26 protein-coding genes are annotated in these 26,067 nt (G+C 41.4%); 3 read left to right on the plus strand and 23 right to left on the minus strand.

What is annotated here, in order from left to right:
* Nucleotides 1–11: 11 nt before the first annotated feature.
* The 8 genes from NST74_RS19165 to NST74_RS19200 form a co-directional block, all read right to left on the minus strand.
* Complete coding sequence (locus NST74_RS19165; protein ID WP_042129249.1) at nucleotides 12–980, minus strand: ABC transporter permease subunit; 969 nt, start codon at nucleotides 978–980, stop codon at nucleotides 12–14.
* A 2-nt stretch (nucleotides 981–982) separates the two neighbouring features.
* Entirely contained in the window at nucleotides 983–2,464 is a 1,482-nt protein-coding gene (locus NST74_RS19170; protein WP_341113872.1) for a sugar ABC transporter ATP-binding protein, read from the minus strand.
* 18 nt (nucleotides 2,465–2,482) lie between these two features.
* Nucleotides 2,483–2,881, minus strand: a complete 399-nt coding sequence (gene rbsD, locus NST74_RS19175; RefSeq protein ID WP_341113873.1) for a D-ribose pyranase — start codon at nucleotides 2,879–2,881, stop codon at nucleotides 2,483–2,485.
* A gap of 2 nt (nucleotides 2,882–2,883) precedes the next feature.
* The gene (gene rbsK, locus NST74_RS19180; RefSeq protein WP_341113874.1) at nucleotides 2,884–3,762 is read right to left on the minus strand and encodes a ribokinase; all 879 of its coding nucleotides are present in this window, start codon (nucleotides 3,760–3,762) and stop codon (nucleotides 2,884–2,886) included.
* Nucleotides 3,763–3,789: 27 nt separating this feature from the next.
* Nucleotides 3,790–4,770 carry a LacI family DNA-binding transcriptional regulator gene (locus NST74_RS19185; protein WP_042129257.1) on the minus strand — a complete coding sequence of 327 codons (981 nt, stop codon included), beginning with the start codon at nucleotides 4,768–4,770 and terminating at the stop codon, nucleotides 3,790–3,792.
* A gap of 138 nt (nucleotides 4,771–4,908) precedes the next feature.
* A complete protein-coding gene (locus tag NST74_RS19190) occupies nucleotides 4,909–5,304 on the minus strand; it encodes a VOC family protein (RefSeq protein WP_341113875.1) in 396 nt (131 codons plus the stop codon).
* A 52-nt stretch (nucleotides 5,305–5,356) separates the two neighbouring features.
* Nucleotides 5,357–5,824 carry a DinB family protein gene (locus NST74_RS19195; protein ID WP_341113876.1) on the minus strand — a complete coding sequence of 156 codons (468 nt, stop codon included), beginning with the start codon at nucleotides 5,822–5,824 and terminating at the stop codon, nucleotides 5,357–5,359.
* A 60-nt stretch (nucleotides 5,825–5,884) separates the two neighbouring features.
* Nucleotides 5,885–6,790 carry a LysR family transcriptional regulator gene (locus NST74_RS19200; RefSeq protein WP_341113877.1) on the minus strand — a complete coding sequence of 302 codons (906 nt, stop codon included), beginning with the start codon at nucleotides 6,788–6,790 and terminating at the stop codon, nucleotides 5,885–5,887.
* Nucleotides 6,791–6,941: 151 nt separating this feature from the next.
* On the opposite strand from NST74_RS19200, the gene NST74_RS19205 reads away from it, so the two are divergent.
* Complete coding sequence (locus tag NST74_RS19205) at nucleotides 6,942–7,559, plus strand: histidine phosphatase family protein (RefSeq protein WP_341113878.1); 618 nt, start codon at nucleotides 6,942–6,944, stop codon at nucleotides 7,557–7,559.
* A gap of 89 nt (nucleotides 7,560–7,648) precedes the next feature.
* Here the strand turns inward: NST74_RS19205 and NST74_RS19210 are convergent, their stop codons facing one another.
* From NST74_RS19210 to NST74_RS19250, 9 genes are all read right to left on the minus strand, one after another.
* Complete coding sequence (locus NST74_RS19210) at nucleotides 7,649–7,894, minus strand: hypothetical protein (RefSeq protein WP_042129265.1); 246 nt, start codon at nucleotides 7,892–7,894, stop codon at nucleotides 7,649–7,651.
* Between the two features lie 176 nt (nucleotides 7,895–8,070).
* Nucleotides 8,071–8,622 (minus strand): polymer-forming cytoskeletal protein, encoded by a 552-nt coding sequence (locus NST74_RS19215; protein ID WP_076120717.1) that lies wholly within the window; start codon nucleotides 8,620–8,622, stop codon nucleotides 8,071–8,073.
* A gap of 338 nt (nucleotides 8,623–8,960) precedes the next feature.
* Entirely contained in the window at nucleotides 8,961–10,325 is a 1,365-nt protein-coding gene (gene aroA / locus NST74_RS19220; protein ID WP_341113879.1) for a 3-phosphoshikimate 1-carboxyvinyltransferase, read from the minus strand.
* Nucleotides 10,282–11,520: a Coenzyme F420 hydrogenase/dehydrogenase, beta subunit C-terminal domain gene (locus NST74_RS19225; protein WP_341113880.1), complete on the minus strand. Its 1,239-nt coding sequence runs from the start codon at nucleotides 11,518–11,520 to the stop codon at nucleotides 10,282–10,284. The genes aroA and NST74_RS19225 overlap by 44 nt, the downstream gene beginning before the upstream one ends.
* A gap of 82 nt (nucleotides 11,521–11,602) precedes the next feature.
* Entirely contained in the window at nucleotides 11,603–12,781 is a 1,179-nt protein-coding gene (locus NST74_RS19230) for a glycosyltransferase family 4 protein (RefSeq protein WP_341113881.1), read from the minus strand.
* Between the two features lie 20 nt (nucleotides 12,782–12,801).
* A complete protein-coding gene (locus NST74_RS19235) occupies nucleotides 12,802–13,236 on the minus strand; it encodes a hypothetical protein (protein ID WP_341113883.1) in 435 nt (144 codons plus the stop codon).
* 49 nt (nucleotides 13,237–13,285) lie between these two features.
* A complete protein-coding gene (locus tag NST74_RS19240; RefSeq protein ID WP_341113884.1) occupies nucleotides 13,286–15,268 on the minus strand; it encodes an alpha-amylase family glycosyl hydrolase in 1,983 nt (660 codons plus the stop codon).
* Nucleotides 15,269–15,299: 31 nt separating this feature from the next.
* Nucleotides 15,300–16,442 carry a DUF1611 domain-containing protein gene (locus NST74_RS19245; RefSeq protein WP_341113885.1) on the minus strand — a complete coding sequence of 381 codons (1,143 nt, stop codon included), beginning with the start codon at nucleotides 16,440–16,442 and terminating at the stop codon, nucleotides 15,300–15,302.
* A 19-nt stretch (nucleotides 16,443–16,461) separates the two neighbouring features.
* Nucleotides 16,462–17,604, minus strand: a complete 1,143-nt coding sequence (locus NST74_RS19250) for a DUF1611 domain-containing protein (RefSeq protein WP_341113888.1) — start codon at nucleotides 17,602–17,604, stop codon at nucleotides 16,462–16,464.
* A gap of 200 nt (nucleotides 17,605–17,804) precedes the next feature.
* Between NST74_RS19250 and NST74_RS19255 the strand changes: the two genes are divergently transcribed.
* Nucleotides 17,805–18,716 carry a LacI family DNA-binding transcriptional regulator gene (locus NST74_RS19255; RefSeq protein ID WP_042129282.1) on the plus strand — a complete coding sequence of 304 codons (912 nt, stop codon included), beginning with the start codon at nucleotides 17,805–17,807 and terminating at the stop codon, nucleotides 18,714–18,716.
* Between the two features lie 49 nt (nucleotides 18,717–18,765).
* A complete protein-coding gene (locus NST74_RS19260; RefSeq protein WP_341113890.1) occupies nucleotides 18,766–20,031 on the plus strand; it encodes an MFS transporter in 1,266 nt (421 codons plus the stop codon).
* Between the two features lie 21 nt (nucleotides 20,032–20,052).
* Here NST74_RS19260 and NST74_RS19265 read toward each other — a convergent pair whose 3' ends face one another.
* From NST74_RS19265 to NST74_RS19290, 6 genes are all read right to left on the minus strand, one after another.
* The gene (locus NST74_RS19265; protein ID WP_341113892.1) at nucleotides 20,053–20,805 is read right to left on the minus strand and encodes a hypothetical protein; all 753 of its coding nucleotides are present in this window, start codon (nucleotides 20,803–20,805) and stop codon (nucleotides 20,053–20,055) included.
* Entirely contained in the window at nucleotides 20,802–21,290 is a 489-nt protein-coding gene (locus tag NST74_RS19270; protein ID WP_341113893.1) for a GNAT family N-acetyltransferase, read from the minus strand. The genes NST74_RS19265 and NST74_RS19270 overlap by 4 nt, the downstream gene beginning before the upstream one ends.
* Nucleotides 21,291–21,304: 14 nt before the next feature.
* Nucleotides 21,305–22,336 carry an aminoglycoside phosphotransferase family protein gene (locus NST74_RS19275; protein ID WP_341113894.1) on the minus strand — a complete coding sequence of 344 codons (1,032 nt, stop codon included), beginning with the start codon at nucleotides 22,334–22,336 and terminating at the stop codon, nucleotides 21,305–21,307.
* 113 nt (nucleotides 22,337–22,449) lie between these two features.
* Nucleotides 22,450–22,869 carry a DUF305 domain-containing protein gene (locus NST74_RS19280; RefSeq protein WP_341113895.1) on the minus strand — a complete coding sequence of 140 codons (420 nt, stop codon included), beginning with the start codon at nucleotides 22,867–22,869 and terminating at the stop codon, nucleotides 22,450–22,452.
* A gap of 62 nt (nucleotides 22,870–22,931) precedes the next feature.
* Nucleotides 22,932–23,696 carry an ABC transporter ATP-binding protein gene (locus tag NST74_RS19285; RefSeq protein ID WP_341113896.1) on the minus strand — a complete coding sequence of 255 codons (765 nt, stop codon included), beginning with the start codon at nucleotides 23,694–23,696 and terminating at the stop codon, nucleotides 22,932–22,934.
* Between the two features lie 15 nt (nucleotides 23,697–23,711).
* A complete protein-coding gene (locus NST74_RS19290; RefSeq protein ID WP_341113897.1) occupies nucleotides 23,712–26,051 on the minus strand; it encodes an ABC transporter permease in 2,340 nt (779 codons plus the stop codon).
* Nucleotides 26,052–26,067 lie beyond the last annotated feature (16 nt).

Here is a 26,067-nt window from a genome sequence, read left to right on the forward strand (position 1 = left end):
TCGAATCCCCCTTATACGGCTTTCTTGCGGTCTATGAGCACAGCAATCGCAATAACGATCCCTTTAACTACCATTTGGTAAAATGATGATACGCCGAGCAAGTTCAAGCCATTGTTCAGAATCCCGATAATAAGGGCACCAATCAATGTACCTACGATACGTCCACGACCACCTGTTAAGCTCGTCCCCCCTAATACTACAGCCGCGATCGCATCTAACTCATAGGATGTTCCTGCTGTTGGTTGTGCTGAGTTCAATCTAGAGGTCAAGATAGCCCCTGCCAATGCGGATAACATACCGGTTAAGGAATAGATCATTATTTTGATGCGGTCTACTTTAATCCCTGAAATAATGGATGCCTTCTCATTCCCCCCAATGGCATACGTTTTACGGCCAAATGGCGTTTTATGAAGTACAATCCACAGGACAGCGAATACGATAATCATCGTGATAGCAGGTACAGGTATTCCTAGTAAATATCCACGACCAAACAACTGGAACGTCATGCTGTCACCAAGACCTGTGATCGGATTACCATCCGTATATACAAGTGTTAATCCGCGGAAAATAGTCATGGTCGCCAGCGTAGCGATAAAAGGCGCCATTCTGCCTTTCGTAATCATCAGTCCGTTGACCATCCCCATCAGTCCACCCGCTAAACAGCCGACAATTATAGCTAAGATTGGATCCCAACCTGACAACATCAAGTTGGCCGTGAAGGCACTGGATAAAGCTAGAATAGACCCTACTGATAAATCGATACCACCCGTTAGAATAACAAAGGTCATCCCAAAAGCGATAAGCGCATTAATTGCGACTTGTCTAAGCAAGTTCAGTATATTAAGGGGTTCCATAAAACTTGGGTTCAGCACGGTTACGATAATAATTAGAATGATTAACCCTAGTAATGGCCCTAATTTCTGCGTGATTTGCCCGATTTGGAAACCTTTCTTTACACTCTCATCTTTGATAGTAGTCATTACTATTGCCCCCCTGTAGCTAACGTCATGATTTTTTCTTGCGTAGCTTCTTGTTGTGAAAGTTCTCCACTGATTTCCCCTTCATGAACAACTACGATGCGGTCACTCATCCCTAAGACTTCAGGAAGTTCTGAGGATACCATAATAATGGCGACACCACGTTCAGTTAATTCGTTCATAAGCTGATAAATTTCCCTTTTTGCCCCAACATCGACGCCGCGTGTAGGCTCATCAAGGATAAGAACACTGAGGCCAATACCAATCCATTTGGCGATAACTACTTTTTGTTGATTACCCCCAGATAAATTCCGGACCAAAGTGGATGATGATTGTGTCTTTATTTGCAGTCGTTTAATAAGCATATCCACGAATTCTTGTTCCTTCTTAGCATTGATTACACCCTTAGGGGCGAAGTCGTATAAATTCGTCAGCACCATATTATCTCGAATCGAGAAATCAAGGACTAACCCCTCATCTTTGCGGTCCTCTGTAACGAAGCCGATTCCAGCCTGCATAGCATCATTGGGATTTCGAATGGTAACCTTCTGTCCCTTCACCCAGATTTCACCCTGATCTAGTGATTCCAATCCGAATAATGTTCTCATCATTTCTGTACGTCCTGATCCCATTAATCCGGAGAATCCTATGATTTCACCAGCTCGCACAGTGAAATTAGCATTTTTAAATTGCCCTTTCTTGGATGCATTCTTAACTTCAAGAACCACTTCTCCAGGTTTAGAAGTACGCTCAGGGAATCGGTCTGTTAATTCACGACCTACCATCTTCCGAACTACATCGTCAAAATTAGTCTCAGGAATGGGCTTCGTGTCTACGGTTTTCCCGTCCCGCATAACGGTGATTCGATCACATATCGTAAAAATCTCTTCCATCCGGTGCGAAATATAGACGATAGAGACGCCTTCTTTCTTCAGTGAGGCAATGACTTCGAATAGTTTCTGTATTTCTCTCTCGGTTAATGCAGCGGTGGGCTCGTCCATGACAATAACTTTTGCATGTGTCATAAGCGCTTTAGCTATCTCAATCATTTGTTTTTCACCTACCGAACATTCCCCCGCCTCTTGGTTCAAAGGAATGGTCACAGAGAGCTTAGCAAACTGTTCATTTGCTAACGCTTTCATCTCTTTCCTATTTAACAGGCCGAATTTGGATGTTCGTTCCTTGCCAATAAACAGATTATCCAGAACCGTCATATCCGGCCACACATTTAGCTCCTGATGGATAAATGCAATTCCATATTGTTCTGCCTCTTTGGGATTCGTAAAGTATTTCTCCTGATCATCTATACGAATGGTGCCTTGGTCACGTTGGTGCAGACCGATCAGAATATTCATCAGCGTAGACTTACCTGCGCCATTCTCACCCATCAGGGCATGAACTTCACCATCCTTTAGTTCAAAATCCACACCGATCAATACACGGTTAGCGCCAAAAGACTTATGAATATCTTTCATCGTAATGTGCATACACTTAGAACCCCCTTTTTATCCAAAATAGACCCCAGCTTGTAAAATACAGTTTGCATATGGCTTAGCTTCACCCGTGCGAATAATAACCTTAGCCTGCTTAGTCAGCTGCTTAAATTGCTCATGTGAATACGCTTCTATCGGTATTTCCTTAAATTTATTATTTAAGTATTGAGAAGTAGCTTTATTGTCCGTAGCTAATTCTTCTGCCACAATTACCTTTTCGATGACCATATCCTCTGAAATGATATCAACGATATCTTGGAAACTAGGAACCCCTAGTTTAATCGCGAGATCAATCTTCGGAACACCAGGTGGAACCGGAAGCCCAACGTCTGCGATAACAATTGTATCGGTGTGACCTAAATCCGTAAGCACTTTGGAAATATGGCTGTTTAATATCCCGTGTTTCTTCATAGCTACATATTCGCCTCCACCTCTGCTCTTGTTGGCATACCACCTTGAGCACCAAATTTAGTAACGGATAAAGATGCCGCTCGATTGGCAAACTTTACACTATCCAGAATGGAGCTGCCTTCAGCTAACGCAACTGCAAATGCCGCATTAAAAGTATCTCCAGCTCCAGTCGTATCTATAGCATTCACTTTGTAAGTAGGAACCAAAACTTCTTGTTCACCATCATAAAATCGCACGCCATTGCTTCCCTCTGTGATAAACAGCTTGTTGGGATATTTCCGTAAGGCATCAGCAGTACTCATCTCAGGGAATAAAATTGTACATTCATGTTCGTTAGGTGTTAGATAAGCAGCATTTTCTATAATCGTGTCACTGATAGGACGAGCAGGTGCAGGATTTAGCAGCATAGGTACATTAAATTTATGGCAAAGCTCACTTACATAAGATACTGTTTCTTCAGGTATTTCTTGTTGGATTAGCACCATATCAGAGCCTTTAATAACATCAAGCGCTCGTTCAACTAAAGCAGGAGTAACGAAATCATTTGCTCCCTTTACAACGATAATGCTATTATCACCTTCTGCTAAAATGATGTGAGCTGTCCCGCTTTCGGTATGTGTAACCGGTTCCATATTTGTGATAAGAACCCGATTTCTCTCTAGATTATCCATGATCTCCTTACCATAGAAATCTTCACCTACACAACCAACCATCGTAACTTCGGCCCCTAGACGCGAAGCTGCTACAGCCTGATTGGCCCCCTTACCCCCTGGAACGGTAGCGAAGCTCTCACCTAGAACGGTCTCCCCTGCATGAGGCCGCTTGGATGAAGTCACCACCAAATCCATTGAACAGCTTCCAATGACACAAATCTTAGCCATGTTCATCAACCTTTCTTATGTCGTCATCTATGCTTTACTTCTTGTTGTTTCCCGCTCCACAAAGCTGACGGGTAATTGAATGATTTTATCTTCTACCTTATCTTGCTCAATTAACTTAATAAGTAAACCCGCCGCTTCTCGGCCCATGTCATGTGCTGGCTGACGAATAGTGGATAACGAAGGTGACAAAAGACTGCTAAGCGGGATATCATCAAATCCAATAATTTGGAGATCCTGTGGCACTCTTTTACCTAAGCGATGTGCTTCATGAATCACTGCCGTCGCTACGATGTCATTACTGGCAATTACACCGTCTGTATCTATATATTTATCAAATAACTCTACAGCCCATTGTTCTGCTTCTGTGTGGGAGAAAGATGATGTCTGGATCACATGATAAGTGATTCCCATTTCATCAAGCACTTCTATCGCACCCTGAAATCGATCCTGCGCCGGTTTAATATGTGCCGGTCCTTGCATCACTGTAATCTTGGTGCTTCCCCGTGCAATGATTTCTTGAGCAGCAAGGCGTCCGCCCTTTCTGCCATCTGCGTATACGGAGGGACTGTCATTAGAAGTACGGTCAAGAAATACAACCGGGATTTTCAAGTTAGAGTAGATATCTTTCTCAGGAAAATTAGTGGATGAGATCATGCCAATGACATTATTTTGGATAAAGGTTTGAATATAATCCAATTCCTTTTCTTCGTTCTCATCGCTATTCCCAAAGATAATGCGATAACCATGCTCCTGCATCCGATCTTCTATCCCACGTGCTAATTGCGGGAAGAATGGGTTCGTAATGTCAGGTAATAGAAGTCCGATTAATTTGGATTTCCGTTTATACAAAGATCTTGCAACCTCATTAGGGGTATAATTCATTTCTTTGATCGCTGCTTCAACCTTTTTTCGAGTATCGATATTAACATAACCAGATTCATTTATAACCCTTGAAACGGTTGCTACCGACACCCCAGCTATTTTTGCAACATCTTTAATCGTCATCATTCATTTCATCCCCCAATGTGTAACCGGTTACATGTATTACATAAATTAGAGTATCATAAAACCGTTTTCATTACAAATCTTTTTCTGTTCCAATATATAACAAAGGATATCGACAAGACATCGATATCCTTAAAAAAGCTAATAAACCAGCTCACAATCATGGTGTTCCCATACATCAAATAAATTACCATCCAAATCTTCAAAGACAAAAAACTTCCCATATTCTCCTTCATCGCTAATGTTTCCGACTTTCACATCTTCTGAAACTAAATACTGATGAAGGGTTAAGACATCATTTGTAAAGAAAGTGATCACCCATCTTTTTTTATCCCTTACCTCGAACACAGCTCTCGAATCATGATCACTTTGAGTTAAACATAGGATCGGTCTATTATCCCTAAATAAGCTTAAGTTGCCTTCTCTCCGATCCCTTATATTAAAGCCAAAATGTTTCACAAACCAAGCTGCAGACTTCTCTAAATCTTCTACAGGAATCACATTATAAGCAATCCCTAGGATTCTTCCTACTCCCATTGAATCCCCCCCAAGTTGCTGATCCCACTAGTGTTGATCCGATTTAATGACTTCAATCTGCAAATCGATTTAATAGTTTTATAGTATTGAAATGCATCCCTTCATGGTAAAGCGTGAAATTTATGAATTCTCCGATAGTATTTAATGTTAATCCACTACCGGTTGTAAGAGGGGTCACTTGCTCACTTAAGCGATTGTTCATAGCTTCCCTGATACGTTTGGGTTGCTCCGAAAGCATCTCAATTAACACTTCAAGTGTTGGTGGCTTCTCGCTCCACTCTGCAGGTTTTGTCCCTTTCGCAAATAATCGTTCAAAGCTTTCCGGCAATTGCATAAGCTCCCTAGCGGAATGAAAAGCAAACTTCTCTTGCACTAAATAAATATGTCCCAAGTTCCATCTGATGTTGTTATTGAAACCTTCTGGAATGCTATCTAGCGTTGCCTCGGAAAGCTCTTCAACTGCACGAACAGTAACACTACGCACAAATTCAATTTGTTTGAACACGATTGTATCCATCATAACCCCTCCCCATTTTTCATCCATAGTTTACCATAAGATTATCTTCATTTCCTAAAATGATTATATATTTATTGATATTTGCTTCATGACGAGCTTAATAAATGACTGAATATAACTCACCTGAAGCTCCTTCTTTCTGTAGCCCATCCATATCGAATGCTTAGAGACTACATTTTCCACTTCAACCTTGGCTAACGTCCCCTGTTCAAGATAAGGCTTAGCTAACAAAGCGGATACAAAACTAACCCCATAACCGGCAATCACAGCTTGAATAACCTCATTCACTCCATTAAATTGAAGCTCAACCCTTGGCTGTTGTACCTTTTTTTCTTCACATATTCGAACAAGTCTCTCTCTAGCTGCGCTGCCTTCCTCTCTCATAATAAATGCTTCAGACATCACTTCTTCAAAGCTAACCTGCTGCTTAGCAAAAGGGTGCTTAGAAGCGACCACGAACACATACTCGTCCTTGTATAACTCCCGATATTCAAATATGTCTGTATGATGCGAAGGGAACTCCATATCACTGTAAATCGCCACGTCCGCTTCAAAGTTTTTTAATTGTTCCATCACTTCCTGAGAATTAGTAGTGGTGATTTGAATTTTTACTTCCGGAAAAGATTGCTTGAATAATGACGCCCATCTGGGAATGAGGATACTTGTAGCCAGATAATTACCTGCGATCCGAATTTGACCCTCAGGAAATTTATGATAATTCTCAATGATCTGCTGTACTTGTTCACCCATGGCAAATAACTTCTCAAGGGGATCGATCAGTCTTTTTCCAATAGGTGTAAGTACCATCCTCTTTCCTTTGACTTCTAATAATAAAATTTGATTCTCCCGTTCAAACTTACGGATCTGCGCGGATATAGCGGGTTGACTGATATGTAAACGTTCAGAAGCTTTGGTCACACTGCCTGTTATCGCCACGTAGTAAAACAATTTTAATACATGAAAGTTCATCGTGATATCTTCCTAACTCTATAAAATAAAATCATTATTCAAGAAGCTTCGTTTCTCACTATAACCATACATTATGGATCCTAAATATTATATATTGTTTATTTATATTTATTTATCCTATACTTACAACTTAATAAGGGAGGTTTCGTTAATGAAGGAGACAGTTTTATTCTTAACCCGGCATGGACAAACCGAATGGAATTTGCAACAACGGATGCAGGGGCATCAAAATTCGGCACTTACAGCGTTAGGTGAGCAGCAGGCTGAATGGTTGAGAGATCGTTTGGAAGGCGAAAATTTAAGTGCAATTTATTCTAGTACTAGCCCAAGAGCATTGCATACTGCGCAGATTTTACGGGGGAAGCGGAGTTTATCCATTCAACAGGATGCTTCTTTAATGGAAATTAACATGAGCATCTGGGAAGGAATGAACACGGATCAGATTGAACAAGATTATCCTTTACAATACTCTCATTTTTTCACCAGACCTGATCTATATCTCCCTCTAGCTTCAGGGGAAACCTACAGTCAGCTTGAACAAAGAGTAACACCGACTATAGAGCGTATCATTAACGATAACAAAGGACTTGAGGTGCTTATTGTCACTCATCGGATAACGTTAAAAGTTATAATGGCTCATTTTCTCAATAAATCATTGCAAGAGTTAGGGGAAATGCCGGATATTCTCTCCACAGCCTTATGTAAAGTAACGCTAACGGACCATCATACTACCATTGATCTCTACGGCGATACTTCACATTATCTTTGAAAAAAGCCCCACGAAACGTCCACAGTATTAGGTAACTGCAAAAAAAGGTAACTCCGATATAAACGGAATCACCCTTTTAGACTTGAAAATTACATCTCTACACTTTTGATTACAAAGCTACGGACCTTCATCCATTTTCCTGAAATGAATTCGTCAATCGTTTTCGTCTTCGGTCTAACACAAAAACGATGCTTGCTCCCTTTATCAAATCCCACCGCTTCAAAAATCAAAGCGTCACCTATTTGCTCCTTAAAGAACACTTGCTTCAATCCCAATCTATTTAACATTTCAAGCTTTACACTCTCAATATACGTACGTGAATATTCCTTAGACATATGTGTTCCTCCTAGTAGTGGTAGTAATATTATAAGATCAATATTAAGAAAATCAACCAAAGATCACATAATCATTATCCAGAACCGTCTAATCCGGGATACATCTCATCACCTTAATAACAAAAAACCAACCCATAGTCTATGGGTTGGTTTCTACGTATGAGATGATTACAAAATTATTTAACTTCTGTTGTTCCAGTCACTTTTCCGTCAATCTTTGCAGATGCTTTCAGATCCTCGCTTGTGAAGTATAGGTTACCGTCAATTGTTGCGGTTTCAGGCAGAGTAAAACCTTTCGCTTCTACATAAACATCGCCTTTAATCGTTCCGCCTTCAACTTTCAAATTTTCACTTTGTACAGTAAACTTAGGTACGGTAAGTGTATAACTTGCAGTGATCTTATGATCAGCGTCTTGTGAGTAAAGGGCAATCTTACGATAGATGTCGCCATCAGCGGCTCCTTTATCATGGAATTCTCCAGCTACAACAACCTCTTCAGGAATCGTTACATCATTTAGAATAGCTACAATCCAGTTTCCATCTTTGCTTACAGCTTTAGTAAATGCATCTGCTTGATTCACAATCGAGGCAGTAGTGACTGCATCTGTCTGCTCAGCAGCCGGAGCTGAAGTTGCCGCCGAGTTAGTTGCTTTATCCTCGTTTGCTCCACAACCAGCCAATACCGCTACCGAAACCCCGGCCACCAAAATCATTTTAAATAGTTTCATTTCGATTCCCCCTAATTTTGATTATAAATTAATTATATATTAAAATTCTTAATAATTAAGTGAATGGTTTCACAAATTTGTGTCAGTATATAAAGCGATTTCATTGTTCTGTCTCGTCTGGATTAAAATTTGTTTTCATGAGAACACCTCTTCTCGCTGACTTATTTAGGTTCTTAAATCTATTTACCCAAAATATAAAAATCATCACAAGGAAGAGTATGTTCATAGAAAAGGATACAGTTTATCAACTAGTTAAATGAAATAAAAAAAGCTAGAGCACACACAGCGCTCCGCTCTAGCTTGGTAGCTCCACCTTAGATACGTTGTCTTTAATCTCGTCACTGCAAAATTTCAATCTCAGCAAATTGAGACAGATCATTCAGAAACTCAGGATAAGAAACAGCGATACAACCACAATTCCGAATAATAGAAGGCTCTTCCATACTACTAGCTAGAACGGCGGCAGTCATAGCAATTCGGTGATCACCATAACTATCCACGACTGCAGGCGAAGGACTACGACCACCAAAGATAATAAGTTCATCTTCATTATAAGAAGTCTCGAGTCCAAACGCCGCTAATAGCTTGGCAGTTGTCTCCAATCGGTTTGTATCCTTATCCTTCAGTTCCCTACAGTTCCTAATGACGGTAGTCCCCTCAGCGAATGCTGATACTACAGCTAACAATGGAACCTCATCGATCAGACTCTGTACTTTTTCGTTACCTTCCACATGTACGGAAGTTAGTGTTTTTCCTGTAGTGCAGTAAAGATCCGCTATTGGCTCACCCGATATTAGCTGCCTTTCCCGATGTAGCTTCAGATCCAACCCCATCTCTCGTAGCACGCTGACGAATCCAAACCGAGTTGGATTCACACCTACATCTCTGATCCAAAGTTCCTTTTTACGATCCATACTACGAATCGTAAAAGCTGCTAGCAAAAATGCTGCGGAAGACAAATCGCCTGGAACAATCACATCCTTGGCTGCAAAGTTATAACCACCTCGGATAGAGGTAACGTTATTCTGGATTTCAATATCAATTCCAAAATATTTCATCAATCGTTCCGTGTGATCGCGACTCTGGCACATTTGTCGATAGCTACTTGTTCCATCTGTATAGAGACCCGCAAATAGAAAGGCTGATTTCTCCTGTGCGCTAGCTACTGTTGCCTCGATATTGATAGGGCTCAATGGGAACCTACCGTTAATCACAAGCGGAAGGTAGCCTTCGCTTTCGAGATAGGTGATCGACGATCCCATTTCTATCAGCGGTTGTGCCACCCAATCCATAGGCCTAGTAGATAGAAGTCGATTGCCGGCTAGCTCGACTGCAAATGGATGACCGGCCAGAACAGACATGATAAGTCTCGCAGATGTAGCAGTATTCCCGATTTCAAGTCTGGCATCAGGAATTCTTAATGATTGTAGCCCCAATCCATAGACAGTTAATGCATTACCATTCCATGCAAACGTTACACCTAATTGGCGCAAAATAGCGATACAACTCTCAATGTCACGAGATCGCAGTACATTATGAATAACTCCCTTCCCTTCGGCAATGGCGTTCATCATAATTGCCCTTTGAGAAATAGATTTATCCCCGGGAACCGATGCATATTTGAATGAGTGCTCGTCCAACTTCGCGCTTACCCTCAAGTCAAATTTTGTTGGCAGTTCGGTTTTGTTCCGTACCAATTCCATTCCTAATCACCTCGTCATCCGAGAGTATTTGCGAATATTTCATATCTCTTCCAGGAGCAAGCGGGATTTTCCTGTCACCTTGCGCAGCGTAGCTACGGTAACGCTGGCGCTTACGCTCTAAGCCAAGGTTGTTATCGAATGTGTAATCAACCAGCTCGATCGCATTCCTGCGCCTCGCTAGTTCAATCAGCTTTGCCCCCATCGCAGTTCTTACCATCACCGTAGAGGAGGCTTTTACTGACACTCCAGTTTTGCTGGAATCAAAAATATTCGGGTCCCCATCTGAAATGGAAATATCAGCTATTCCAGACCACCAATCGGGGCAGGATAAGCAGCGGAATGTCTTGAATTTCTTGAACTCTTCTACCAACCTGTAAAACGGCAGCGAATGTTCTTTGCCATCCCGTGTTCTGACCACAAACTGTCCCGGATATTCTCCTTCTCGGTAGCGCATAAAGAGAACGTCCTCTAGCTGAACTCCCAGAATTCCAGCAATCAGATGTTCGGTTCCAGCCAAAGATGTATTCGAAGCGCAACCCAGTTCAATCGTAAAGGCTACCTTACTAGCCAGGAAAGAGGCAGGTGTGTCCTCTGGTAAGTTGAGTAATTTATTAATGCCTTGAATTTGACATGGAACACCGATAATTCCAATTCGCTCATACCGGGAATCATTCAACAAGTGAAGATTGGGGGTGATGCAATAACTCGTTTGCGCACATTCGATAATTTTATCCACTGAATCTGCAATAAACGCCTTCGGAACCCAAGGCTTTTCTTCATCTCTGCCTACAACGATAACCGCATCCGCGACTTTCTCTTCCAGGGCCGTGATAGCCAAAATAGTGCCCGCTCCCCCTGCTGCTGCTCTTCCGAGAATATCCGGATCTGCTGCCGATAACTGATGAGTAGAAATATATACACCTGTCCAGCGTTCCGACTCGGAGCGGTTACGACCAAAGATTCGGAGCTCAGATTCCATAACGCCGGTATCATAACCCGGACAGACCTCGGTACAAAGCGTACAGCTTCCGCAGCTATCTATGGCTAGCTCCTCGATATCTTGAAATATAGGCAGAGGAACCGAGTCACTACTCATCGATAGAAGACCCTTAGGACATACGGCGGCACATAAACCACAGGATGTGCAGAGATTATGATCAAGAATCTCTTCCTTCAAGGTGATAAAAGACGTCATAACGGTGCCCTCTTTTCTATAAAGTTTAGAAAATTCGACCTTAAAGTTCGTCACTGAATCCAGTGTCTTGGAAATATCCCCGTCACAGTTTAACGCCGTTGAGCTTGGAATAGACTTCCTTTGTCCGCAAAGCTATGCTTCTCCAGTCAAAGTGCAACACAGTTTCCGTTCTGCCGGCTTCAGCAATACGGCTGGCCAGGGAAGAATCTTGAAGAATCCGCAGGATATTCTCCGCAAGTATATATGAGTCCCCCGGCACGCTAGTGAGCCCCGTTCGTCCATCCTCTACAATCTCCGCTAAACCTCCAACGTCAGAAACAACTATAGGTGTTCCACTCCCCATCGCTTCAATTGCCACAATACCAAAAGGCTCATATAAACTCGGAAACACACACAAGTCCGCAATTTCAAGCAAGAAATTTTTCTCCTGATTCTTGATGAAACCAGTAAAGAGCACCTGGGAGTTGATCTCGGAAGCCATACCTTCCAGCTCGGATAACATTGGACCACGCCCAGCAATGATAAATTTACAATCTGGAATCACTGAGAGGACCTCTCGGGCACTTTCTAAGAGCACCTGAACCCCCTTTTCTTTCACTAATCTTCCAATAAACAGCACAATCTTTTCTTCTGCCTGCGCATAAAGTTCTCTTTGAAAAGTGTGAGGCTCCTTAAGTTGCAGCGAGCTGAGGTCAATGCCATTAGGTATCACTTCCATTTTCTGTTCATCAATCGCATGCACATTGCAAACTTCGTGCTTCATATAGGAACTGCAAACAATAACCTTGTCTGAAAGAGATACGAGTTCATTCTCAATAGAATGGATACCCTGCTGCTGTGGCGTGAATAACCCTTGATTCCTACCATATTCCGTGGCATGAATCGTCGTAACTAATGGTAGGTTAAGCTGATGTCGTAAAAGAATAGCTGCATACCCTACTAACCAATCATGCGCATGAATGAAGTCAAATCTGACATTACCAAGAAGCTGGGTCTTCACATAATCCACAATCGCTAGATTAAATTGGAGGACCCAATCTTCAAAATCAGTCAGATTCTCGTACGAATTCACCCGATGTACGAACACACCTTTTTCCGTCTCGAAAATAGGACTTTGGGGCGCGGAATTGGTCACTACATGAATCTCTGTCCACTTATCCTTCAAGTGCCTGGACAATTCATAAACATGTGGTGCGATCCCTCCAATAATCAGAGGTGGATATTCCCATGACAAAATTAAGACGGACACGGGTTTTGGCATACATGCTTCCTCCCAATCTCTCAGTTTTTAGATAGAGAATAACCCGTAAAATATTCCCACCATGTGTTCAGTTCCAACAACGGAGGAGAGGCATGATCTCTTTGAAAGGAGAGCCAATCCGAATAATGCGTTTCACCATCCTCCAGAACATGCAAAACTTTAGATCTCGAAATGGATACAAACGTTTGCGCATTTTTAATAATCCCTAAATCGGCATAAAAATAACGGTTTTCCACACGGGGGAGTCGCATTTCTATTGTTTCTCCAAGAGGCTGTTTCACCGGAAAGAGAAAACGTGAGAATTTATTATCTACTGAAAGTGTGGTTAAACGAACAGCCTGCTGTAATTCATACCATGATGCATTAAAATGCCTGGAAATAAGATTTCTCATGCCTTCGTCTAGAGCTGTCTGAAATGTCAATCGCTCCCCATCATACTGCAATCTTTCTTCCATACTTGGCATCTCCTAATACAGATTAGATACCTCCAGTCGAACATTTACATTAACTCTGCCATTCTACCGTAATTTCAGATACACCTTCTCGCGGGGTCGTAAACCTATGTGGCAATCCCTTTTCCCTGTCCACCGATCCGGATTTATTTTTCTTAAAAAGTATAAATTCCACAGTACAGTCTGCCGGCAAGCTGATATCACAGTACCAGGAAGGATAGCGGTATACGATATGGTTATAAAATGGCCCGCTTGCGCGATCTATCTCCCACTCTCCAAGCTCATACACATTTCCTGACACATATATCTGCGAAGCATAATCTGTGAACGCATTCGTTACTACGAAGCGCACTGTTACTAATGGAGCTGTCCAGACTGTTAAACGGCCGGGCAACAGAAATTCACTTTCTTGACCCGTTGTCCCCATAATCTGGTGGCTACCTGCCGACAAATACGGAATACGTGCAACAATCTCATCAGCTTTCCAAGAAATAACGTTTGCACACTGACCGCCAACAAATAAACTTCCTCTATCCCCCAGATGTCTTCCATGAATAATAATCTCATTGCCTGGTACGCCTGCTTTAGGATAATAATGTACGGCTACTGGCTCTTCTTGCTCAGATTCATATGCGTACACATAAGCAGATTGTGGCGCCAGTACCTTATAAGACAATCTTCCTCCACTATTAATACGGATATCATTGCCTGCAAATACTTGTTCCAACAAGCTGGAGTACTCCCCTTTTGGTAGTGAAGTCACCATCTCAGGGATCTCATGTGTAGATTCTTCTACATTCAGCATGATTAAAGCCACATCCCGCTTATAGCTCCGTTCAAACACCAGTACTCTAGTAGTCATGTAAAGTACCTTTATTCCCCCGTAAGCAATGGCGAAGTTCCGTTCTCTTAAACGATTAAGCTGTGACAATATTCGATACGCTGAAGTTTCTCTGTTGAATGCACTCATCATAGCGCGATTATTTGGATCATCCCCACCGCACATATACTGTTCGGTTCCATAGTATACCAAGGGAATTCCAATTGAAGTGAGAAGCAAAGACAACGCTAGATCCGTAAGTGAGGGATTCTCATGAACAGTAAAACGAGTCATATCATGATTATCCAAAAATATAAGTTGATCATATAAATGTTCGTAGCTATTGGCAGATCCGCTTAACATATCGATGTACTGTTCAAATCCACCTCCCCCATGAAAAATACTCCGTAAAGTATGGCTGAACATAAAATGAAGCAGGCTTATTCCGCTATCATTGGCTAAGGCGGCATTATCACTCGGGCTTTCATGGGCATGCAGAAACCACTCGCCGAATACAAATGCTGGCTTGTAGGCATGAATACATCCTGAAAATGATTTCAGCCAGCCCGGCGGAATATGTTTAGCCGCATCAATTCGTACTCCGTCAACCCCATACTCCAACCAGAATCCAATACCTTCACGTAAAATAGCATCCACTTGCGGATTCATTTGATCCAATCCAGCAAGATCATACAAATTACGATAGAGAGAGTCTTCTGCATCCAAAAAATCCGTTCCACCATTATGGAGAAAGACCCTCTCCATATCTCCCGAGTAAGATGCGATAAACTGTCCTCTACGGTACAAAGCACCGTTCTCCATATAACCGGGATTAAGCTCCAGTGCCGGAGAAGTATGATTAGGTGTGAAATCAATAATCACCTTTAGACCCTTCTCATGAGCGACGTCTACCAGCTCCTTGAATTTATCCAGTGATCCAAAGTAAGCATTCGCCTTTAGGAAGTCTCGAGGCCAATAACCGTGATACGATGTCGTACCTCCTTCATCCCCCATACAAGTGTAGACATTCTCTACTGGCTGAGAAATCAGGATCGCCTTAAACCCCATTTCCGTGATATAACCGTCCTTAATTTTGCGAATAATCCCTTCCCAGTCCCCACCTAAGTACTTTCGGAGATTGGATGGATCTGAGCTAAACAGTTCTGCTGAGGGGCGAATTCCGGGATCACCTTCAAAGAAACGATCCGTAATCATCTGATAAACAGAGTGTCCGGGATTTAACATATCACTTTCCTCTACCGGCAATAGAGGAGGCATTCTCTGCTTCCAATAACAAGTTCATCACATCTGCTGCTTCTTCGATTAGGTATACATGAATTAGAAACTTTTGTTGTAACTCTACTTTACGGGCTATACGCCGCTCATAGGGATAAGCTTCGTACTGTCCATAGGAGGACTCTATTTTATCAGGTAACAGCAGCGAGATTGGACGCTTGGAATAGATTCGCAATATTTCTATAGCATCACGAATTTGCTCATCATCATTAAATCCAACGATTAATAACACATGATCCGGATTAAAAGACTTTAACATAGCAAAGCGGAGTGAATTGAATGCAATATTAGAGGTAGGAAGGATGGAGCTTTGCCCGGCCATGATAATCCATTCATTGCCGTTACGTTCAGAATGGTCAACAACAGTATCGATATAATAAGGATATTGTTCCAACGGCCGTTGTGCCAGAAATTTGAAGATATCGCCTTCCGGTTGACCAAACAGAAAGCCTGTAGGTTCAGTGATGAACGCCGTTACTGGAATGTCATTCTTTTTGAATTCTTTGAATAGCTTCATTTGTAAGGTAAACTTGCCGATGCAGCCTCGAGTGGCGAAGATTCCGATTCTTTTAATTTTTTTTGGGATAGAGAACATGAGGGCTTCATTCTCAAATTGCTTTAGGTAGCGTTCCGTGTTAGAACCTTCCGTACCATAACGTGCGTCCATGTCTTTAAACAGGTTGTCACGAGAGCCGTGGATTACCTCGATCTTAATCTGATTCTCTTTCATCCAGCTCAGTGTATCCTGCTCATAGATATCATGAACGCTGATAACACGTATACCTCTCAAAACTGCATAGGTTACTAATTTCCGCCACAATCCAGTCAAATCATTTTCGTCAAAAATGCCCTTATTTCCACCGAAGGAGGTCCCTGGATCATTTAAGATTAACGTATCTACACCCGCTAGACCCTCTTCTTGGGAAGCATAAATAAAGATATCAGATAGAGTCCCATCAACAAGTTCACCGGCATCACAGCCTGCCTGAAAAACGAAGTCAATGACTGAAACAATTTCTACATCCAGCAGATCGCGAAAACGGATAAGACCCTGTGTAATTTTATTGAATGGATAAACAGCTACCTTCTTCATATTCACAGCCCCCCGCAGTTTATTGACTGATGGATTTCCTATGCTTAATCAGTTCACTGGTTAATTTGCCGATATCCAGTACGCATTCCACATGGTCTACGTCAAAACGACTTCGGATTTCTTGTTTTCGCCGCTCCATTTCTTCATGTGTTTTGAATTCGTATTGTCCAAAATCAACCTCATATTTATCTGGAATAAGGATTGCAAAAGAGCGACTTCCATTTCCATAAATTCTTAGAATATCAAGACTATCTCTGATTTGCTCATCATCGTCGTAGCCAGCTATGAGCACTGTCAAATCAGGACTGAAAGCCCGCAAATAAGAAATTTTTGTAGCAGCAATAATGAAATTCTCATTCGGAAGCAAAGAACCTTGCCCTGACAAAATAATAAAATCACAGCCGTCATTCTCCGCATCCCGAACAGCAGCATTAATATAGTACGGGTATTGATTTAGAGGTCTACGAGCGATGAACTTCATAATATCTCCGCCTGGCTGATTAAACAGGGATGCGGTAGGCTCGGTGATAATCGTCCTTACCTTCTCTCCTGCTTTCTTGAGCTCTCTAAACAAAGACATTTGTGCCGTAAATTTACCTAGACATCCACGTGTCGCAAATATGCCCACCTTGCAAATCCTTTGATTATAAGTTTTGATTTTGGTATCCAATTCAAAATAATTTAAATAGGTAGTTATTTCATCAGTAGGAGATGGAAATGCATACTCATCAACCATTCTACTCACCAATCGATCTGGGATTTGCTCATCAATATCGATTATAATTTGGTTCTCTTCCAACCATTGAAGTGTGTTTTGATCTAAAATCTCGTGGACACTAATTATTCGTATGTTATGCTCATGCGCCGCGAGTACTAGCACTCTCCAAAGCTCTTTAAGATTAAATTCTCCGTATACGCCTTCGTTGTTACCAAACGAGGTTCCCGGGTCATTGAGGATCAGCGTATTCGCTGACCGAAACGCTTCTTCGATATTGTCCGTGATTGGGATACCCGCAGCTGCGCCTTCGATTAACTCTCCTACATCGCAACCCTTATGAAGGACAAAATCAACCACTGCCGTCACATTAAAATCCGTCAAATCTCTGAATCTGAATATCCCTTGAGTGATCTTGTTAAAGGGATATAACACTACATTCTCCATTCGCAACCGCCTCCCATATTAGATTCTGATGGACAAAAAACCGATAAGCTTAATCGGTTAAGCCAATCCTACAATAATTTCCCAATTATTTCAATATAGAGAAATTTGACACTTTAGTCTCGGCTCCTTCCAGGGATTGACGCTTTGGAATCGGAATGTTAATCTTTAGAAATATCATACAAAAAGGGAGTCGTTTACTGGTGAAAAAGACTACAATGAAGGACATCGCGCTACGAGCTAATGTCTCCGTTGCAACTGTGAGCTATGTTCTGAACCGCGTCGATAACCAAACCATTCCTGAGAAAACCCGTAATCAAATTCTACTCCTCGCGGAAGAACTTCATTACATTCCTAATCTAGCAGCCCGTTCACTTGCCAATAAAAAAACGGGATTGATAGGCGTGCTTGTCAATAATTCTACCCAGTTACCTCCTTGGAAGCTCTACGCGCAATTCACATTTATTCGTGCTTTGGAACAGCGATTAACAGATGCCGGATATCATACGCTTTTATACTCTCTTGGTACTGATCACCCTTCACTCGATATCATCGTCGAAAGAAAACTCGAAGCCGTCTTTCTGATCGATGTCCAAGATGAATCCTTCTACTCGATTTCCAAGCATTTTGTAGAAGGTGTTCCCTTGATTTTGATCGACAGTATGGTTGAAGATAAGCTGTTTAAGCAAGTTCTTTTCAATTATCGTTTAGCGCTACAAAAGGTAATGCCGGAGGATCCTTCAGAGGTGTGTTTAATTATGGAGAGCTTCAATAACTCCCTCCTCACTCGCTTTATTCAAGACAGTCTTCCTTTATCTGAAAAAGCCATATTCAAAGTTCAAAATCTGGAGGAATTGAATACAATTTTATCCAAGGGGATCTTCAAAGAAGCCATCGTTATTAATGAGTTTATTGGGAGTTATGTTGAAAAATCCGGGGTATTCTCACGTCTTTCTGTTCTTTGTACCTGTAATTGCCCAGAAATGCTTGGTGAAAATGTGCAGAAATTTGTATTCACAGGGGATAAGGCAGCCACCGCTTTTGAACTGATGCAAGAGTTATTAGATCGCTCTGACTACCCCGCACAAGAGAATAATCGTTATTTTGTGGATTAATTTTTTTTGGATATTGACTTAAACGCTTAAGTTGAGAGGAGAGTAACCAATGACAGATCCCGCTTTAGCAAAACATGCATCCACCGCCGTTCAATCCCATCCTACCCTTTGGGGAAACCGGAGATTTATGCTACTACTTAGTTCTTATTCCATTTCCCTGTTTGGAAATACCTTTCACAGCATTGCTTTAAGTTTATGGGTGCTTCAGACAACCGGTAGCGCTAAAATGATAGCTATTATTACGATCATCAATTTATTGCTCAGTTCTTTCCTCGGATCGATAGGAGGTACACTGGCAGACAGGATCAACCGCAGAACCATTATGTTGGTCACAGATCTGATAAGCTGTGGTTTAGTAGTTACGCTTGCTTTAGCTATATCTATGTCTTCAACATCATTCGTTATCGTGGCCATATTGACGGGTCTTACAACTGTCTCTGCATTATTCCAATCCCCTGCTTATCAAGCTTCTATCACTACTGTTGTTGGCAAGGAGCATGTTCAAAAAGCAGTCGGAATTCTGAACTTGTCGGAGAACATCTGTCGAACGATTGGGTTTTCAGCTGGAGGTATTTTTGTAGCAAGTTTTGGTGCGGCCGATGCCATCCTATTTGATGGAGCTACATTTTTTGTTTCCTTTCTACTGGTTCTTGCTGTCCGCTCCCTTCCACTGCCAAACCGAGTGAATAACGGACCTAAGGAAGAAAGAAAATTCACGCAGGATCTTGCGGATGGCGTTCGTTATATTTGGAGATACCCCTTCGCACGAGCAATTATCATCATGCTCCCCACGCTCACTTTGTTCTTTATGCCTTCCCTGATGCTAACGCAAGTTATGGCCGTCAAAGTATGGAATTCTAGTCCCTTTCAGTTTGGTCTGATGGAAGCCTGTATTCCACTAGGTTATATGATTGGCTCAAGCATGATCTTGTTTCTCGGCTCCAAATTAAAGAATCGAGGCTTCCTCATTATGACTGGACTGTTATGTCTGGGTCCCATGTACCTCCTATTATCGTTCGTTACTACCGCTGCGTTAGCCATTCCCATCATTCTACTAATTGGCTTCATGTTCTCATTCTGTACATTGCTGATCAATACCATTCTCAGACTGGAGGTTTCGGAGGACATCCAAGGCAGAGTTTTCGGTGTACTTGGCTCCATTATGAGTGTAGCGCCCTCTATTGGCCTTACAGCCGTCTCAGCCTTGTCTGATCATTTCAGTCCAGCCCCTGTCATGGGTTCCATCGGTGTATTGCTACTACTGTTTGCTTTATCGACGTTGACTAAGTTAAAGGTGATTCGTGATTACAGGTAAATTCACAACCTCTTATGAACATTAGCGCCCATTTTTCCTTATTACGCGCCTATGTTGAAGCTCAATCAGTAATTGAACAACTGTAATGATCAATAAGAAAATTCCCAACACACCTGTTAAAAATGGATAAATCAGAGGAAAAATTACACTTGGATAACTTTTAGCAATATCTGAATAGTAACCCATACCCATTAGTGCAGTACCCGAAAATTCGATAAGCTTGACACCTAGAGGATTATCACTTCTTTGAGCATAACTCAGTGATTTTTCTTCTATGCTGCCATCATGCGAAATCGTGATTATTTTCCATTTTTGCTTTTCCATCGGCTGACTATCATCTGTAAGCCTTTGGACTATATTGATTTCTTTTTCGCCAGTCTTTCGATCCTTTACAGTAAGGATATCTATCCATGAGAAATATCTGCTTCCTCTTTCCCGATTAGACAGCCATATTTCATCAGGGGTTGAGATTTTTTGATCATTTAATAGAAACTGCACTTTGATAATATCACCAGGCGGGACATTCTCCTCTTTATCCCAGAGCGTCAATTCTGCAATCCTGCCTGTATTTTCTTCCTCAATTTTAATATGATTATCGTCAACCACTAGTTCTTGAACGTTTAACGTGTTATACCCTTTTTCAGCATGGTCTATCTTATAACGCTGTTGGATCTGATCTGAAATTATATACTCACGGATATAGTTGAACAACGGGCTAAAAGAAATCGCTAACAAGAAAAATGAAATCGTCGATAAATACATTATTTTCTTCATACTGAATCCTCGTGAGCGATCGTCAGCTTGAAATTTTGTCTTGAACCCCCTTCGGGGCCATTTGGAACTCTATTCTGCATAGGAACGAAACCAAACTTCTGATAAAATCTTCTAGCAGGTTGACCCTCTGGATGATCCTCTCCAAAAGTAGTAACCGATATCTCTGAAGGAGTTTCAACACTTTGTAGAATATGGTTAAGTAGGGCTGTCGCTACTCCTCTATTTCTTGCTTGCTTTGAAACTGACAACCAACCAATCTTATAATTTGGGGCGTTGGACGAAGAAAATAACACTCCACCCAGTAATCGAGAACCTGATGAACCACTATTCTCTCGTACGCAAAAAGCACTTTGTCGACTGATATTTTTCTCTAAGGCTAGCGCGAAATTCGGATCATCTACCATGGGTCCAAAAAGACACTCTACCTCTGCCGCCAGCTCCAGCCACCCTCTTATATCTTCCATAGTAGCGTTTACTACATTCATATATAAGTTCTCCTTTAGTAGACTTGATTACACCATTCAATACACTCTGGAATAAAATCAGCGTAGTCCTTTAACCCTAATATGCTTCTGGTTACTTCAAGGGTTCCAAGTTCTCGCTCCGTATCATCCGTACTCTCTAATCCAAGTGATCGTCTGATATTATAAGCTAACCATTCTAGCTTCCCATGAAAACCATAGTTGAGAACATCGGACCAGTTAGCATAAATCCCGCCACCATGACCCAGGTAGGTACTAATAAGTGTGCAGAAGGCATCTTTGCTTACACTTCCCGATTCAAAACCTGACCAATAAAGAGCTACATCAATTAACTCTTGTGTTGGATGGATAGGCCCTGCTGCTTCCCAGTCAATAATAATGGGTACGCGATGCTCATCCCATAGTACATTTTTTTGATCTAAATCTCTATGGCTGATTATCATATGATTCGATAATTGTTCCGCTGAAGAATCTACTAGTTGTTCCCAATGATTTATTTGGCTCAAGTGATCTAATAGCAAGGCAGACCATTCCACACCCACCTCTTTTGCTTGTAGAGCATACTTATTCCAACGAACGGTGGAGGTATTTACTGGCTCAAGATTCACATTAGGATGATGATCAAGAAGTGTAGAGAAATCGATCTTATGAAGTTTTGCAAGGAGTTCGCCAATCACTTTGCAACACTCCATATCAATTTCTCCTGATGACAAAGCTTTACCTTCGACCCATGGAAATAATAAATAGAATTGACCCTCTATTTCATGCATAAAACAATCATTGGATACAATCGCCGGTACTGCATTTATTCCTTTTTGATAAGCCATATTCGCAACTTTTTCAGAAAGAGTATAGTTGTACATAGCAGTATCTCGCTGCATAATTTGAGGGTTTAGAGCTTTCACTGCATAAAGCGCTTTGTCCGTTTGTAGACGATACATTCTGTGCAGAAGGCCGCCTGTTACCTGTTCAGGTTCATTTTTCAGATTACCTAACTTGTATTTTGCACATAGCATTTCAAAATTTAAGTTATAGTTCAGATTTCCCATGTTATGTATTCCTTTCCTGACAGAGTAAAACATATAAAGTATATCTCTATAACTCTGAGCCGTAAACTAAAGAAGCAATTGCTTTGATCCGGAGATCCGGGGTAAGCAATCGCTTAAATGGATAAGGCTATATTAGCATTCACTCCGTTGGTTACAGCTGCAGATCCCATTTCCGCGAACATAGTTTGCGCTATTTTCTCGAACCTCTTCATATACTGAGATCGTTCGAAATCTGTATTTGTCAGCATTCTGCATTTACACTGAATAGCTTGCATATTGGAGATACTTTTAGTTTGTGCTGAAATGATATTTGTAGCGATGCTCTGCAGCTCCAGATTTGTCGTGTACCTAAGAATATTCCGAGACATCTCAATGGCTGCTAGATGATGTGGAATCATCTGCCGAATAAAGGTATCGGAAATGCTACACAAGAGGGGGACACTTGTCATCCTTCTAATCATGGTTTGGAGTATCTTGCAGAATTCATTCAGATAAGCTTGGGTCACGTTGCTTAGTTTAGGGTTTCTATCCATAAAGAGCATAACTCCTTTTTGGATAGTGTATGAAAAGCATTATAGGTATGATCCTAGAACAATCAGAATCCTAATTTAAACAACCAGGCAGCCAGCTTCACTTCCCGTTCTTTTAAGTCACCATTTAATCGATTAAATTTTCCAAGCATGTGCTCAGAAGCTATACTGCCATCAAGCATATATAGGACACGCTCTGCCTGAGCAGCGACTTTCGCATCATGCGTAGCCAGTAGAATCGTTGTACCTGTCTGATTAATATCTATTAATATCTCCATAATTTCACTAGCAGCTTTAGAGTTCAGTGCACCTGTCGGCTCATCACCAAAGAGAATATCAGGCTCATTGATGATTGACCTGCAGATCGCTGCTCTTTGCAGTTGTCCACCCGACACTTGTGTAATATCACGCTCAGCGAGTGCGGAGATCCCGGTTTTTCTCATTAACTCAGCGGCTCTGTTATTGATGGTTCTACGACTAACAATTTTAGCTCGATAAGCGGATAAGATGATATTGTCGCGAATAGTCAGGTTTTTTAAAAGATGCATCTGCTGAAAAATAAATCCCATTTGATTTAAACGCAGCTCAGCTAATTCACGCTCAGAAAGACCACTGATGTCCTGCCCTTTAAAAACAACACTTCCTGAAGTCATCCGATCCATACCGCTGATCGTATAGAGCAATGTTGATTTTCCTGAGCCAGAAGGCCCCATTACAGCTACGAATTCTCCCTTTGATACCTGTAGATGAACATCTTTTAATACCGTTTGCGGGGTTCCTTGCCCGGTTACAAAAGTTTTATTTAAACCCTTCGTCTCTAATATGAACATACTACCACCTCCCCCTCATTCGACAATCAGTTTAGATACATTGGATTTCTTCATCGATATCGTGCTTACTACGGTTGTGAGTGCCACAATGAGCATGAAAAAAAGAGGAAGAACAAGATAAGCTACCACCGGATTAACTACAAACTGTATTTTGGATGCTCCCATAAAAGACCCGAGTAATTGAGTGAATTTTTGACCGATGGTATTAGCTGCAAAGGTTCCAAGAATGATCCCAAGTCCTGAAACCAATAGTAGCCTTACCTGATATTGCTTTCGAATATCTTCCAACGTAAAGCCAACGCTTCTCAAAATCGCAATTTGCGAGGCGTCCTTCGCTAGCAGCATTTTTAGAAATAAAGCTGTAATCAATACTGAAATTGATATCGAGATGGCAATGGATAAGCCAGTGACCAGCTTTAATTGGCGAATCGTATTCCCGAGCGTCTGAGATAAATAGCCTTCTAGATGAGTGACTTTGGCTGGATAAAATAACTTTGCATATTGATCCATTTTCTCCTGAACCGAAACATTCGGATTCACATCTAAAGCTACGATATACCATAGAACGGTCTTTGGATCATATGGTAATCGGGCTTTTGCAGTTCGGCCACCGTTTGTTATATCTTGGTAGATCCCGCTAACGGTCATTTTTTCCGAAGCGTCATCCACCTTCAGAATAACGGTATCCCCTACCGTTTTGTTCCATTCCTTGGCATTCAGATCAGAAAGAGCAATCTCATCTCCACTTTCAGGGGGTCCTCCGTTAACATAGGTGAGCGGAAAAATAGAGAAATCTCCTGTTTCAACATTGATGTTCTCCCATACCCCATCACTGCCTAGAACTTTAAATCGAGAAGTAATTAATGGTGAGAACTTAAGTATGTCAGGATCCTTATGTAGCGTCGTTATCAGTTCATTAAATCGCTTCTCTATTTGATCAGATGGCTGCAAATCTATTCTCATGTCACTCTGCCCTACACCCATATAAGAAATAAACCGCGGGGACTGAAGAGTATTCAATAGATTCACTGGCACAAGAATGATAAACAAACAGATCACAAATACGAAGAATAACAATCCGAACATCGTGAAACGTCCATAAACATCCTTAAGGCCAAGAAAAAGATTCACATTTAGATGCTTGCGCTTACTCAGATCCATTCTACGTGTATTGCCTTTTATCTCTCCCACAGTCCCTGACCTTAAAGCTTCTACTACTGTTATACGATTAAACCTTCTAAGAATAACTCTGCAAAAGAACACAATCATCCCGAAGATCAGACCGACCGCTAAGACGGGAACAATAGGCTGAAGGATCGTTTTCGGAGCAATCCCCAAGTACAAGGTGATATTCGCTGTAAACAATCGCACCACACCCAAAGATAATAAATATCCTAGCAGTGAGGCGCATGCTGCCATCACCATATATTTTGCCAAATAGATCCTTCTAATATCTCGCTGCGAGATTCCTATTGCTTTCATGACGCCAATCTCTCTGTAATCCTCCTCTAAGGTCGCGATCATCGTAAACCTTAAACACAGGGTGGCAATCATCATAAGAAGGATGCTTACTAAAATAATGACAACTGCAATAATCCCATCTGTCAGCGCATTCAGCGTCTTAAACAAAGGATAGTCTATCATTGGTCCTTTACCGGGCATATCTGAGGATTGATAGGTATTCCGGAACTCGCCAAGTCTACTTAAATCGGTGATTTGAAATTCAATTAGATATTCAACTTCTCCTTGGTTCTTCTTAAGTGCATTATAATCCGTGTCATTTACGACAAAGCGCTTAGAGCTAACAATTGCTGGATTCATTTGAATGTCACGGACAAAATCCGTAACAATAAATTTTTGATCTAACTGTCCATTGGAAAGGGTAACCTGATCACCAATGTTCAGATCATTCTGCTTTTTATAATAAATAGGAACTGCGATTTCTCCTTCAGATACCCTAATCACTTTATTCTCTAAATTCAGCAGCAAATCAAATGATGGGTTCTGCTTAACAAAACCTATATCCATTACGCTGTTCTCTTCCGACTTATTGCTGTTACCCAAGACAATCTTCGAGCCATCTATCCTTAGCATTTCTACTGTCTGTTGATTCTTAACAAGTGGATTTGTAGAGGCGAATTGTTGAACAACTGCGTTATCTATTGGACCAGTATGCATTTGAACAAAATGGGGAGCTTTTGATTTATCCAGCAAATTACTTAAAGAACCGGACAATTCCATAATGACTTGAGAAGCACAGGCAGCAAGCAACGCCGATAACATCATAAAAATAAATAAGACGATCGTTATGATTTTATTTCTTTGAAAATCTTTTTTCACAATTTGTAGCAGCATTGACGATCTCTCCCCT

The sequence above is a fragment of the Paenibacillus sp. FSL F4-0125 genome, assembly GCF_038008565.1.
Lineage (GTDB): Bacteria > Bacillota > Bacilli > Paenibacillales > Paenibacillaceae > Paenibacillus_AQ.